The sequence below is a fragment of the Amycolatopsis sp. NPDC004378 genome, assembly GCF_053602455.1.
In genome coordinates this window covers 431,779-444,396 of the sequence record NZ_JBSGDR010000002.1, presented here as the reverse complement: position 1 = coordinate 444,396, position 12,618 = coordinate 431,779, and the positions used below count along the sequence as shown (strand labels likewise).

General features: G+C 71.5%; 14 protein-coding genes. 2 read left to right on the top strand and 12 right to left on the bottom strand.

Features of this window, described 5'->3' with window-relative positions; translation table 11 throughout:
• Positions 1-15: 15 nt before the first annotated feature.
• The 9 genes from ACWEN0_RS09800 to ACWEN0_RS09760 all read right to left on the bottom strand — a co-directional run bounded on the left by ACWEN0_RS09800 (position 16) and on the right by ACWEN0_RS09760 (position 8,310).
• Positions 16-852: a CU044_5270 family protein gene (locus ACWEN0_RS09800; RefSeq protein WP_451970998.1), complete on the bottom strand. Its 837-nt coding sequence runs from the start codon at positions 850-852 to the stop codon at positions 16-18.
• On the bottom strand, positions 845-1,360 hold the full coding sequence (locus ACWEN0_RS09795; RefSeq protein WP_451970995.1) for an RNA polymerase sigma factor: 516 nt from the start codon (positions 1,358-1,360) through the stop codon (positions 845-847). Before ACWEN0_RS09795 ends, ACWEN0_RS09800 begins: the two co-directional genes overlap by 8 nt.
• Positions 1,361-1,422: 62 nt before the next feature.
• Positions 1,423-2,808, bottom strand: a complete 1,386-nt coding sequence (locus tag ACWEN0_RS09790; RefSeq protein ID WP_451970992.1) for an amidase — start codon at positions 2,806-2,808, stop codon at positions 1,423-1,425.
• A gap of 9 nt (positions 2,809-2,817) precedes the next feature.
• Complete coding sequence (locus ACWEN0_RS09785) at positions 2,818-3,573, bottom strand: SDR family NAD(P)-dependent oxidoreductase (protein WP_451970989.1); 756 nt, start codon at positions 3,571-3,573, stop codon at positions 2,818-2,820.
• 4 nt (positions 3,574-3,577) lie between these two features.
• Positions 3,578-4,348: an ABC transporter ATP-binding protein gene (locus tag ACWEN0_RS09780; protein WP_451970986.1), complete on the bottom strand. Its 771-nt coding sequence runs from the start codon at positions 4,346-4,348 to the stop codon at positions 3,578-3,580.
• A complete protein-coding gene (locus ACWEN0_RS09775; RefSeq protein ID WP_451970984.1) occupies positions 4,345-5,076 on the bottom strand; it encodes an ABC transporter ATP-binding protein in 732 nt (243 codons plus the stop codon). The genes ACWEN0_RS09780 and ACWEN0_RS09775 overlap by 4 nt, the downstream gene beginning before the upstream one ends.
• Entirely contained in the window at positions 5,073-5,879 is an 807-nt protein-coding gene (locus tag ACWEN0_RS09770) for an ABC transporter permease (RefSeq protein ID WP_451970981.1), read from the bottom strand. Before ACWEN0_RS09770 ends, ACWEN0_RS09775 begins: the two co-directional genes overlap by 4 nt.
• Positions 5,879-6,823, bottom strand: coding sequence for an ABC transporter permease (locus ACWEN0_RS09765; RefSeq protein ID WP_451970978.1), 945 nt, complete (start codon positions 6,821-6,823; stop codon positions 5,879-5,881). The genes ACWEN0_RS09770 and ACWEN0_RS09765 overlap by 1 nt, the downstream gene beginning before the upstream one ends.
• Positions 6,820-8,310: an ABC transporter substrate-binding protein gene (locus ACWEN0_RS09760; RefSeq protein ID WP_451970975.1), complete on the bottom strand. Its 1,491-nt coding sequence runs from the start codon at positions 8,308-8,310 to the stop codon at positions 6,820-6,822. Before ACWEN0_RS09760 ends, ACWEN0_RS09765 begins: the two co-directional genes overlap by 4 nt.
• 66 nt (positions 8,311-8,376) lie before the next feature.
• Here ACWEN0_RS09760 and ACWEN0_RS09755 point away from each other — a divergent pair, with 66 nt between their 5' ends.
• Together ACWEN0_RS09755 and ACWEN0_RS09750 are read left to right on the top strand one after the other, a co-directional pair.
• Positions 8,377-9,123 (top strand): FadR/GntR family transcriptional regulator, encoded by a 747-nt coding sequence (locus ACWEN0_RS09755; protein WP_451970972.1) that lies wholly within the window; start codon positions 8,377-8,379, stop codon positions 9,121-9,123.
• A gap of 10 nt (positions 9,124-9,133) precedes the next feature.
• On the top strand, positions 9,134-10,174 hold the full coding sequence (locus tag ACWEN0_RS09750; protein WP_451970969.1) for a patatin-like phospholipase family protein: 1,041 nt from the start codon (positions 9,134-9,136) through the stop codon (positions 10,172-10,174).
• On the opposite strand, the gene ACWEN0_RS09745 is transcribed toward ACWEN0_RS09750, so the two are convergent.
• The 3 genes from ACWEN0_RS09745 to ACWEN0_RS09735 form a co-directional block, all read right to left on the bottom strand.
• Positions 10,160-10,747 carry a class F sortase gene (locus tag ACWEN0_RS09745; RefSeq protein WP_451970966.1) on the bottom strand — a complete coding sequence of 196 codons (588 nt, stop codon included), beginning with the start codon at positions 10,745-10,747 and terminating at the stop codon, positions 10,160-10,162. The two genes, ACWEN0_RS09750 and ACWEN0_RS09745, sit on opposite strands and share 15 nt — an antisense overlap.
• Positions 10,747-11,493, bottom strand: coding sequence for a hypothetical protein (locus ACWEN0_RS09740; protein ID WP_451970963.1), 747 nt, complete (start codon positions 11,491-11,493; stop codon positions 10,747-10,749). Before ACWEN0_RS09740 ends, ACWEN0_RS09745 begins: the two co-directional genes overlap by 1 nt.
• A 61-nt stretch (positions 11,494-11,554) precedes the next feature.
• Entirely contained in the window at positions 11,555-12,595 is a 1,041-nt protein-coding gene (locus ACWEN0_RS09735; protein ID WP_451970960.1) for a trans-sulfuration enzyme family protein, read from the bottom strand.
• Between the last annotated feature and the right edge of the window lie 23 nt (positions 12,596-12,618).

The following is a 12,618-nucleotide window of genomic DNA, read 5'->3' as shown; positions in this document are numbered from 1 at the left end:
CGGCCTCCGCCACGCTCACTCCGGCAGGTCGTCCGTCCATTCGCCACGGACGTCGTACTGGTCCCCGGCCGCGGTGTGCGCCGGCTTGCCGTTCTCGTCCAGGAACGCCGACGAGCCGTCCACCCGGCCGGTCGCCGGGTCGACGACCAGCCGGCCGCCGCCGGGCAGCCGCACGCTTCGGTCGTCCAGCTCGCGCACGCCCGGTTCGGCGGCGATCGCGCGGAACGCCGCCGCCCGCACCGCCGGGGGCGACGGCACGGTCGACACCAGGCCGATCAGGGACTGGAGCACGGCCGTTTCCAGCTGGTCCGCCGGCAGGTGATGGCGCGTCAGCCCGTCCGCGAGCCAGGCCCGCAGGGCCGCCGGGTCGGCGGGAAGAGTCAGGATCCGGCTGAGGGTGACGTCGTCGTCGCCGTTGAGCCGGATGGGCCGCGGGCGGGGCATGAGCTCGGCCTTGCCGTGGGTGCGCTCGTCGCGGTACCACTCCTGCCCGTCCGTGGTGGTCCAGTACTCCCAGGTCTGCTCGCCGACCTTCGTCGTCGAGTGCCAGTACTTGCCCGTGCCGACCTGGGCGTGCTCGGCGACGGTGGCGGCGGCCAGCAGGACGGCCGGGCGGGCGTCGGCCGGACTCGCCACCGACGGCAGCGGTGCCGGTGGTGCGGGCAGCGTCGCCACCACCACGGCGACCGCCGCCGCGGCCGCGGTGAGCCCGGCGCCGAGCACCAGGCGGCCGACGCGCTTGCGGCGCCCGTGCAGCACGTGGTTCTGCAGCCGGTGCCGGCTGCGGTCGACGACGTCCTGGGCCGGCTCGTCGGGCAGGAGTGCCGTGCGCAGGGTTTCGAGGTCATTCATCGGTGGCCTCCGGGGCGAGAACGGGAGCGAGCTTCTTGCGGGCGCGTGTCAGCCGGGAGCCGACCGTGCCCGGGGAGATGCCGAGGGCCTCGGCGACTTCCGCGTAGCCGAGGTCGGCCAGGGCGACGAGCAACAGGACGTCCCGCTCGCCCGAGGTGAGCCGGGCGAGCGCCCTGCCCAGCTGCCCGGCCACGACGACGCGGGTTTCGTGGCCTTCGTCGGGACGCGGCGTTTCGAGCCGCGAAAGAGCCCGGTAGTGGCGGGCTTCCTTGCGCCGGTGTCTCGACACCAGGTTCGTCGCGATGCCGAACAGCCAGGCGCGCAGCTCGCCCCGGGCGGGGTCGAACGTCCCGCGCCGGTCGAACGCCACCAGGAACGTCTCGGCGGCGACGTCCTCCGCGGCCTGCGCGCCGAGCCGGCCGGCGATGTAGCGGTAGACCTCGGCGAAGTGACGGTCGTGCACCTCGGTGAACTGGTCGGTGCCGGTCACCGGGGCTGCCTCTGTCATGGGATCCCTTCCCGTCGGCGACAGCTTCACCACCACTTCGCCGCGGGACCCGGATTTCTTCCCTATCCGATCGGCCAAGGCCGCTGGGGCGGGCGGAGGCCTTCGTAAGCCGCGGCGGCGCGCAGGACGCCCACGTCGTCGAAGCGGCGGCCGCTGAGCTGGAGGCCGATCGGGCGGCCGTCGTCGGTGTAGCCGCAGTTCACCGAGACCGCCGGCTGGCCGGACATGTTGTACGGCACCGTGAACGCGATGTGCTCGAACGGGCGGGCCGGGTCGTTCGTCGGGGACGCCCACTCCGCGGGCGGCGCCGCGACCGGGCATGTCGGCGACAGCACGACGTCGAACGCCGAGGTCGCGCGCAGGGTCGCGACGCTGATCGCGTCGATCTGGGCGAAGCCGCGGTAGACGTCCACTCCGGACACGTCCGCGCCACCCGTGGCCCACTCCGCGATGTACGGCAGGACCTTCACGCGCCGGTCCGCGGGCAACGCCGTCATGTCCGACCAGGCGCGGGTGCGCCAGAAGACGTCCAGGCCACCGAGCATTTCGCGGGTGAGGAACGGTCCGACCGGCTCGACGATCGCGCCCGCGGCCTCGAAGGCCCGGGCGGCCGCCGTGACCGCGTCGAGCGTCGCCGGATCCACCGGGAGGCCGGGGCCGGAGTCGAGGTGCAGGCCGACGCGCAGGCCCTTCAGGGAACCGTCGAGCGAAGCCCAGTCCAGGTCGGCCGGGGGCAGGCTCAGGTGGTCGCGTTCGTCCGGCGCGGAGAGCACGCTCATCAGCAACGCCGTGTCGGCGACCGTGCGGGTCATCGGGCCGGCGACGCGGCCGAGGAACGGCGGGTCGACCGGCACGCGGCCGAAGCTCGGCTTCAACCCGGCCAGGCCGCACCAGCCCGCGGGCAGCCGGATCGAGCCCCCGATGTCGGTGCCGACGTGCAGCGGTCCGTACCCCGCGGCGGCCGCGGCACCCGCACCCGCGCTCGACCCGCCCGGCGACGCCGACGTCAGCCACGGATTCCTGGCGGTTTCGTGGAAGCTCGACAGCCCGGACGTCAGCATCCCGTAGTCCGGCATGGTCGTCTTGGCCAGCAGCACGCCACCGGACTCGCGGACCCGCGCGGCCGCCGGCGCGTCCTCGGCGGCCGGGACCAGCGCGGTCGCCGCCGTGCCCAGCGGGACCGGGGTGCCGCGCGTGGCGATGTTCTCCTTGAGCGTCAGCGGGACGCCGTCGATCGGGCCCAGCGGTTCACCTGCGTGCCAACGCGCTTCAGCGGCCTTCGCGTCCTCTCGCGCGCCCGAAGCGTCGTACGCGTACAACGCGTGCAACTCCGGTTCTCGCGCCTCGATGCGGGCGAGGACGGCTTCGGTCACTTCGACCGGCGAAAGCGTCTTCGCGCGGTACTGCGCGACGAGCTCGACAGCGGTCAGGTCCGGCAACTCGGTCATGAGCGCTCCTTACGAGGCGGGCGGTTCGAAGCGGCCGTCGACGGCGGTCCAGCCGCCGTCCACCGCGAGCACTGAGCCGGTCACGAACGACGAAGCGTCCGAAGCGAGGTACACGACCGCGCCGGCGATCTCCTCCGGACGCGCCCAGCGGCCCAACGCGCCCTTCGTCGCGTACGCGTCGTACCACGCGGGATTCGCTTTGATCTGCGCGGTCAGCGGGGTCTCGACGACGCCGGGCGCGATCGCGTTGACGCGGACGCCGGCCGGGCCGAACTCCGCCGCGGCCGTCCGGAACAGCTGGACCAGACCGGCTTTCGTGGCCGCGTACGGGCCCTGGCCCGGCTCGACGGTCGTGCCGCGGATCGACGAGAAGCCGATGATGCTGCCGCGGCCGCGCGCGACCATGCCGGCGCCGAACACCCGGACGACCTCGAACGTCACGCCGAGGTTCAGCGCGATGACGCGGTCGAACTCCTCCCGCGTGTAGTCGAGCAAACGTTTGCGGACGTTCATCGCGGCCGTGAGCACGACGATGTCCTGCGGGCCCAGGTCCGTCGCCGCCCGGTCGACGGCGCCCGGCTGCAGGAGGTCGATCTCGTACACCTCGCCGACGCCGGTTTCGCGCGCTGCGTCGACGTCCTGGTCGGCGCAGACGACCTCGGCACCGTGGGCGGCCAGGGCCCGCGCGGCTTCGCGGCCGATGCCGCCCGCGCCGAGCACCACGGCCCGCCGTCCGTCCAGGCGGAACAGGTTTTCGTAGCTCACGGCCTCAGCCACCTTCACCTCCGCTCAACCGGGCCAGCTCCGCGCGCAAGTTCGGGGCGGCTGCCAGGAGCTCCCGGGTGTACTCGTGCCGCGGTGCGTCGTAAACCTGGGCGACGTCGCCGAGTTCGACGATCTCGCCGCGGCGCATCACCGCGACGCGGTCGCAGACGTGCCGGACGACGCCCAGGTCGTGCGACACGAAGACCAGCGTCAACGCGAACTGCTCGACCAGCGACGCCAGGAGGTCGAGGATCTGGCCGCGCACGGAGACGTCGAGCGCGCTGACCGGCTCGTCGGCGATCAGCACGCTCGGGTTCGGCGCGAGCGCGCGGGCGATCGAGATGCGCTGCCGCTGACCGCCGGAGAACTGGTGCGGGTAGCGCTGGGCGGCGTCGACGGGCAGGCCGACGGCGGCGAGCAGCTCGGCGACGCGGTCGGGCTCCCGGTGCCCCAGCGGCTCGGAAACGATGTCCCGCACGCGCATCCGCGGGTCGAGTGAGCCCATCGGGTCCTGGAAGACGATCTGCAGCTCCGAGCGCAGGAACCCGAGACGGCGCTCGGGCAGGTTGTCGATGCGCCGGCCTTGGAACGACACCGTGCCGGCGGTCGGCTTGTCGAGCGCGGCGAGCAGCCGGACCAGCGTGGACTTGCCGGAGCCGGACTCGCCGACGATGCCGAACCGCTGCCCCGCCTCGACGTCGAAGCTGACGCCGCGCAGCGCGTGCACGTCCCGGCGGGCGTAACGGCGTTCGAGGTCGCGGACTTCGAGGATCATCGGCGGGCCTCCAGGTCCGAGGCGTCGAGGAGCTTCCGCGTGTACTCGTGCTTCGGCGACGTCAGCACTTCGCGCGTCGAGCCCGCTTCGACGATCTCGCCGTCCAGCATGACCAGCACGCGCTCGCACACCGAAGCGACCACCGCGAGGTCGTGGGTGATGAAGAGAAGGGCACTTTCCCGGGAAAGCGACGTTTTGATCAGCGCGAGGATCTGGGCTTGGACGGTGACGTCCAGGGCGGTCGTCGGCTCGTCGCAGATCAGCAGCGACGGTTCGTTGGCCAGCGCCATCGCGAGCACCACCCGCTGGCGCTGGCCACCGGAGAGCTGGTGCGGGTACGCGCGGGCCGTACCCGGCAAGCCCACCGCGTCGAGTAGCTCTTCAGCAGACCGGCGACGGCCGTGGATCCGGCCGGGCTCGGTGACCTGACGGCCGACGCGCATGGCCGGGTTCAACGCCGTCATCGGCTCCTGGAACACCATCGCGAGGTCGTTGCCCCGCAGCCGGGACAGGTCCTTTTCGGACATTCCCAGCAGCTCGCGACCGCCGAGACGGACCGAGCCGGAAGCCCGCAGTTCCTCGGGCAGCAGGCCCATGATCGACAGCGCCGTCAACGACTTCCCGGACCCGGACTCGCCGATCAGGCCGACGCGCTCCCCCGCGCCGATCTCGAACGAAACGCCGCGAACGAGCGAAGAAACCGTGAGACCCGAAACCGAGAGCGTCATACCTTCGCCGCCAACCGGGGGTCGAGGCGGTCGCGCAGGCCGTCGCCGAGGAGGTTGAAGCCCAGCACGGCGACGGCGATCGCGATGCCCGGCACCAGCGCGAGCCGCGGGTGCACGGTGAGCAGTTCCTGCGACTCCTGCAGCATCCGTCCCCACGACGGCGTCGGCGGCCGCGTGCCGAACCCCAGGAACGACAACGCCGCCTCGGCCAGCACGGCGATCGCGAACGACACCGACGCCTGCACGATCAGCAGGCCGGAGATGTTCGGCAGCACGTGCCGCACGGCGATGGTCAGCCTCGACCGGCCGCCGGCGCGGGCGGCGAGGACGAACTCGGTGCTCATCACCTGCAGCGTCCCGGACCGGGCGATCCGCGCGAACGACGGGATCGTCGCGATGCCGATCGCGACCATCGCGGTCAGCGTGTCCGCCCCGAACACCGCGCCGAACATGATCGCCAGCAGCAGCGCGGGGAACGCGAGCACGAGGTCGTTGACCCGCATGACGAACTCGCCGAGCCACCGCGGCGACATCCCGGTGAGGATGCCGAGCGGCGTGCCGATGACCGCGGCGATGCCGACCGCGACCACGCCGACGTACAAGGTCGTGCGCGCGCCGACCATGAGCTGGCTCAGCAGGTCCCGGCCGAACTTGTCGGTGCCGAACCAGTGCGTCGCTCCGGCGTCGAGGAGCCGGTGCGCCGCGTCGACCTTGACCGGGTCGAACGGCGTCCACACGAACGACAGCAGCGCGGCCAGCACGACCAGGCCGACGAGCACCCCGCCCAGCACGAGATTGCGCATCACGAACCTCGCAATCGCGGGTCGAGCACGGTGTAGAGGACGTCGACGACGAAGTTGACCAGCAGCACGCCGACGACCAGCACGAGCACGATCCCCTGCACGGTCAGCAGGTCACGCGACGACACCGCGTCGAGCAGCATCGAGCCCAGCCCGGGCAGCACGAACACGCGCTCGACGACGACCGCGCCGATCAGCAGCGTCGCCAGCTGCAGGCCGAGGACCGTCACCACGGGGACCGACGCGTTGCGCAGGCCGTGGCGCACCAGCGCCTGCCCGGGACGCAGGCCCTTGGACCGCGCCGTGCGCAGGTAGTCCTGGCCGAGCGTGTCCAGGACCGCCGAACGCACGTAGCGCGTCAGCACCGCGCCCTGCACCAACCCCAGCGAAAGGGCGGGCAGGATCAGGCCGCGGACGAACTCCCCCGGGTTCTGGTCCGGCGGCGTCCAGCCGCCCGAGGGCAGCCAGCGCAGCTGCACGGCGAAGATCTGCACGAGGATGATCCCGGCGAGGAACGCGGGGATCGCGACGCCGATCTGCGACAGCCCGGAAACGCTCGCACCCGACGCCTTCCGGTGCTTCACCGCGGCGAACGTGCCCGCGGGGACCGCGATCACGAGCGCCACCAGCATTCCCGCGCCGACCAGCCAGAGCGTGACGCCGAGGCGGTCGAGCAGCTGCGGGCCGATCGCGTCGCGCGTGACGTACGAGCGGCCGAAGTCGCCGCGCAGCACGCCGCCGATCCAGTCGAAGTACTGCGTGACGAGCGGCCGGTCGATGCCGAACTCCGCGCGCGTCTTGGCGAGCAGCTCGGGCGTCGCGTTGACGCCGAGCGCGACCTGCGCGGGATCGCCCGGCAGCACGGCCATGAACAGGAACACCACGATCGACGCGACCAGCACACTGACCACGAAGATCGCCACCCGGCGCAGCACCTTGGCCGTCATCGCGGCGCCAGCCCGGTGAGGTCGAACGACTCGCTGACCTGGTTCTGCACGAACCCACCGACCTTGGCCTTCGCGACGATGACGTTCGGGAAGAGGAACAACCAGTCCGCGGCGGCGTCCGTGTTCAGCTGCCGGGCCACCTGCTTCATGTCCGCGACCTGCTGCTCCGGCGTCCCGCTGTCGGCCTCGGCCAGCAACTGCTGGACGCGCTTGCTGTCGTAACCCCAGTAGTACTTCGGCTTCCCGAACGTCGTGATGTCGCGCGCCTCGACGTGCTGGATGATCGACAGGTCGTAGTCGTGGTCGGTGAACACCTGCTTCAGCCAGACCGCCGGGAAGTCCAGGGGCTCGATCGTGGTGCGGACGCCGACGTCGGCGAGCTGCGACTGCACGACCTGCGCCGCCGACACCGCGTACGGCAGGTTCGGGATCCGCAGCCGCAGGTTCAGGTTCGTCGCGCCGGCCTCGGTCAGCAACGCCTTCGCCCGCGCCGGATCGAACGGGTAGACCTTCGACAGGTCCTCGTACCAGGGGTCGGTCGGCGGGACCATGCTGCCGATCAGCGTGCCGCGGCCCGCCCACGCCGTGTCCAGCAACGCCTTCCGGTCGATGGCGTACGTCAGCGCCTGGCGCACCCGGACGTCGTTCAGCGGCGCGCGCCGGTTGTTCATCGCGAGCGTGACCTCGGAGTTCGTCGTGCCCTGGACGACCTGGAACCGGTCGTCCGCCTGGAACTGCGGGATCGAGTCCGGCGCGGTGATCGCCGAGATGACGTCGATGCCGTTGCTGGACAACGCGTTGTTCAACGCCGTCGGGTCCTTGATGTACTTGAGGACCACTGTCTTGTACGCCGGCTCGCGGCCCCAGTAGGCGGGATTCGCCTTCAGCACCACGGAGTCACCGCGCTTGCGCGCCGCCACGACGTACGGCCCGGTGCCGACCGGCTTGTTCGCCAGGTCGGCGACGCCGGTCGGGCTGAACATCGCGCCGAGCCGGCTGGTGAGGCTGAACAGCCAGCCGTTCGACGGCTTCGCCAGCACGACCCGCGCGTGGTCCGGCGCCACGACGTCCACGTGGTCGACGACGTCCATCGTGGACTTGATGGAGATCGTCCAGTCGGTTTTCACCCGCAGCAGCGAGAACTTGACGTCCTCGGCCGTGAACGGCGCGCCGTTGCTGAACTTGACGCCTTGCTGCAGCTGGAAGTCGTAGGTCTTCCGGTCCGGGCTGATCGTCCACGACTTCGCGAGCAGCGGTACGACCTTGCCCTGCGAGTCGAGCTTCACCAGGCCTTCGTAGACGTTGTAGAGCAGCGCCTGCGGGATCGCGGCGCCGTCCGTGCGGGTGAAGTCGAAGTTGGCCGGCTCCGCCGTGAAGCCGACCGAAAGCGTGTCCGGGCCGGCGGAGACACTTGCGGACGAACCGGCCGAACATCCCGTGACCACGAGCAGCAGAGCCGCTGCCGTCGCGGTGATCCGGGCTTTCATTCGACCTCCCAGTCAGTACACTGGTCTGACCAGTAGCCTGCACTGAGCGGACGACGAGGTCAAGGCATGCGGTTCGAACCGGTGGCTCCGGTCCGCGCGTACGAGCGGGTCGTCGAGCAGATCGAGCAGGCCGTGATCAGCGGCGACCTCAAACCGGGCGAACGCCTGCCCGGCGAACGAGAACTCATGACGCAGTTCGGCGTCGGCCGCTCGACGATCCGGGAAGCCCTGCGCGTCCTGCAGGCCGCCGAACTGATCCGCTCGCGGCCCGGCGACCCCCGCGGGCCCGAAGTGCTGGCCGCGTCGCCGGCGGCGTTGCACCGCTCGATGCACCGGCTCGCGCGGGCGGACCACGTCGGGCTCGCCGAGCTCCTGCAGTTCCGGATGATCCTCGACGGCTCCGCGCACCTGCTCGCCGCCGAGCTGCGCACGGACGACGACCTGACCGGCCTCGACACGGCACTGGACGCGATGCGCGAAGGCGTCTCGCACGGTTACGCCGAGTTCAGCCGCGCCGATGTCGCCTTCCACGAAGTCATCGCGCGCATCTCGCGCAACCCCCTGCTGGTGGTCAGCGAAGAAGTCGTGCGCGGGGTCGTGCTGGAGCTGATCGAGGACAAGCTGGAGCACGCGAGCAACCGGGCGTCGCTGATGCGCAGCTGGCTCGCCCACCACGCCGAAGTGCTCGACGCGATCCGCTCGGCCGACGGTGCCGGCGCGTCGCACCTCGCCAAACAGGCGTTGTACGACAACTACTCCGAATACGTTCCACCCGGGCAACGGCCGCTGCTCACGCCGCTGCTGCGGACCTAGACTCGGCAGGGTGGCGGCGACGAAACGAGCAGGTGCCGGGCTGGCGCTGTCCGGCGGCGGCTACCGCGCGATGCTCTTCCACGCCGGCGCGCTCTGGCGGCTCAACGAGCTCGGCTGGCTGCCGAAGCTGACCACCGTCTCCAGCGTCTCCGGTGGTTCGATCGCCGCGGGCGTGCTCGCGCACGCGTGGCACGGGCTGGAGTTCGGCGAGGACGGTGTCGCGCGGAACCTCGACGAGAAAGTCGTGCGGCCCCTGCGCAAACTGGCGAGCACCAATCTCGACGTGCCCGTGACGCTCAAGGCCCTGCTGATGCCGTGGCGCAGCGCCGGCGAGGAGCTGGCGCGCCGGTACGCCGAACACCTCTTCGGCGACTGCTGCCTCGCGGACCTCGACCCGGCCGGGCCGCAGTTCGTGTTCACCGCCACCAACCTGCAGGACGGCCAGCTCTGGTGGTTCTTCCGCCAGCAGGGCCCGCACGGGCGGATCCCGCTCGCCACCGCGGTGGCCGCGTCGTCGGCCTTCCCGCCGATGCTCTCGCCGGTCGTGATCCCGGACCCGCACCGGCCCGACCGCCGGATCGTGCTCAGCGACGCCGGCGTGTACGACAACCTCGGCCTCGACCCGATCGAGAACCAGTGCGCGACGGTCCTGGTCAGTGACGCGGGAAAGCGCATGCGACCGGTCAAGAAGCCGAAGCGCGACTGGCTGCGGCAGCTGGTCCGGGTGATGTCCGTGACCGACAACCAGGTGCGCGAACTGCGCACCGGCACGCTGCTGAAGTCCTACCAGGACAAGGTCTTCGCCGGCACGTACTGGGCGACCCGCAGCGACATCACGAACTTCGAGCTGACCGACGCCCTCGAGGCGCCGGCCGCCCGCACCGCCGAGCTCGCCAAGACCGCGACCCGGCTGACCCGCTTCGGCGAACCGCTGCAGGAACGGCTGATCAACTGGGGGTACGCGGTGTGCGACGCCGGGATGCGCCGCTGGGTCTGCCCGGACACGTCTTCGAAACCCGCGTTCCCGTACCCCGCCTCAGGCGTTGGCTAGGTTCGCGTAGACGACGATGTTGTCCTTGTAGCTGTGCTCGGCGTGGTCGAACGCGCCCCCGCAGGTGATCAGCCGCAGTTCCGGCTTGTCGCTGTTGCCGTAGACGGCGTCGCGCGGGAACGTGTCCTTCGGGACCTGCGTGACGCCGTCCACGACGAACTTCAGCTTCTTGCCGTCGCTGCGGTCGATGTCCACCTCGTCACCGGGCGCGAGGTCCTTGAGCTTGTAGAAGATGCCGGGCTTCTTGTCGCCGTCGACGTGCCCGAGCACGATCGCCGGGCCGACGTCACCGGGCACCGGCGAAAGCTTGTACCAGGCCGCCTGCATCGGCTGGTGCACCGACGGCACCGAGATCGAGCCGTCCGGCTTGACCGCCACCGCGAGGAGGCTGGACTCCGCGCCGATCTTGGGGATCTTCACCGACGTCGGCCGGAGTCCCTTGAACGGCACGGACACCGGGACCGAAGACGGCACGGGCGCCTTGGGCGCGGCCGCCGGCGGCTCGGCCGCGGTGCCGCACCCGGCCAGCACGACGGCGAGCGCGGCGACGACCGCGCCCGCCCTGGCGCGCATCAGGCGGTACCGCCGAAGCCGGTCTCGACGCCGCCCTTGGGCGCGACCTTGACCTGGGCCTTCGGCGCGGCGTTGCCGGGAGCGGAGCTGGTCGCGGTGGTGACCGGCGCGCTGCTGCTCGACGGTACGGAGCTGCTGGTGGTCGGCTCGCTGCTCGTCGAGGTCGCCGGCGGCTGCTCCTGCTCGAAGTCGACGATGCCGATGCCCTCGACGCCGTCGCAGGTGAAGGCGAAGCGGGCGGTCGCGCCGGACGGCGGCGTCACGACGGTCACGGCGTAGTTCCAGTACCGGCCGTCGGCCTCGTCCTGGTCCGGTCCCGCGGTGACGCTGAGGTTCTGGCTGAGGATGCCCCCGACCTTGCCGGACGCGCAGGCGACGACCAGGACACCCTCACCGCTGAGGCCGATGTAACCGTGGCCGACGGCGTCCTGGTAACCGTCGTCGTCCTTCGGCGGCTCCTGGGTGTCGCCCTTGATCTCCGGCTGCACCTTCGCCTGGGGCTTGTCCGTGGTCTTGACCTCGCCGCCGGGGGCCTGAGAAGAGCTGCTGCTCGTGACCGGAGTGGACGGAGCCGTGGTCTCCGAAGTGGACGGAGCCGTCGTCGTGGTGGTCTCGGACGTGCTGGTCTCGGTCGTCGACGGTGCCGTGGTCGTGTCGGTCTGCGCCAGTGCGGCCGGGGCCGCGAACAAAGTGGCGAGCGCACCCGCGACGACAACTCCGGCGACACGGCCCAGCGATCTACCCACGACGACTCCTAATGGCGGTTGACCTGCGATGCCGCGACTATCGAGGATTCACCCGTCCGCGTTACGCGGATAACGCGGTGTCGAGATCCCGCCACAGATCGTCGGGGTCTTCGAGGCCCACGCTGAACCGGACCAGTCCCGGTGGGACGCGCTCTTCGCCGGGCAGCCACGCCCGCCGTTCGACCAGGCTTTCGACGCCGCCGAGGCTCGTCGCCGAGACGATCAGCCTCGTCGACGCGCAGAACCGGTCGGCCGCCGCCGCGTCGGCCAGCTCGAAGGAGACCATCATCCCGAAGCCCGGGTAGCGCACGCGCGTCACGGCGGGGTGATCACCGAGCCGCGAAGCCAGCAGCGCGGCGGTGCGTTCCTGCTCGGCCAGCCGGACCGGCATCGTCCGCAGCCCGCGCAGGGCGAGCCACGCCTCGAGCGCGCCGGGCGTCGACCCGACGCGGGTCCGCGCGCCCTTCAGCTCCTCCGCGACGGCCGGGTCCTTGGCGACCGTGATGCCGAGCAGCAGGTCGCTGTGCCCGCCGATCAGCTTGGTCGCGCTGTGCACGACGACGTCGGCGCCCAGCTCCAGGGGCCGCTGCAGCAAGGGCGTCGCGAACGTGTTGTCGACGACCACCCGGCCGCGCGCGGCGCTGGCGATCGTCGCGATCTCCATGACGTCGAGGGTCGGGTTGGTCGGCGACTCGAGCCAGACCAGGTCGGACGTCGCGGCTTCGGCGACCCAGGCGTCGGTGTCGGTCGGTTCGAGCTCGGTGACGGCGAGCTTGCCGAGCTTCTGCGCGTGGGCCAGCACCCCGCGCGTCACGGCGTAGCTGAACGCCGGCACCACGACCCGCGACCCGACCGGCAGCAGGTCCAGCACCGCAGACAGGGTCGCGACGCCGGACGCGAACGCCGTCGCGTGCCCGCCTTCCAGCGCGCCGACGGCCTCCTCCAGCGCGTGCCAGGTCGGCGTCCCGTCGCCCCGCGCGTACACGGAGTCGCCGCCGGCCCGGTACGTGCTGGTGGCGACGAGCGGGGTGTTCAGCGGCTCGCCGGGTCCGTGCGGCCGGCCGGCGGCGATGGCCTTGGTGCGGGGCGTCCAGTCGTCCATGCGCCTCACGGTAATGGCGCCCC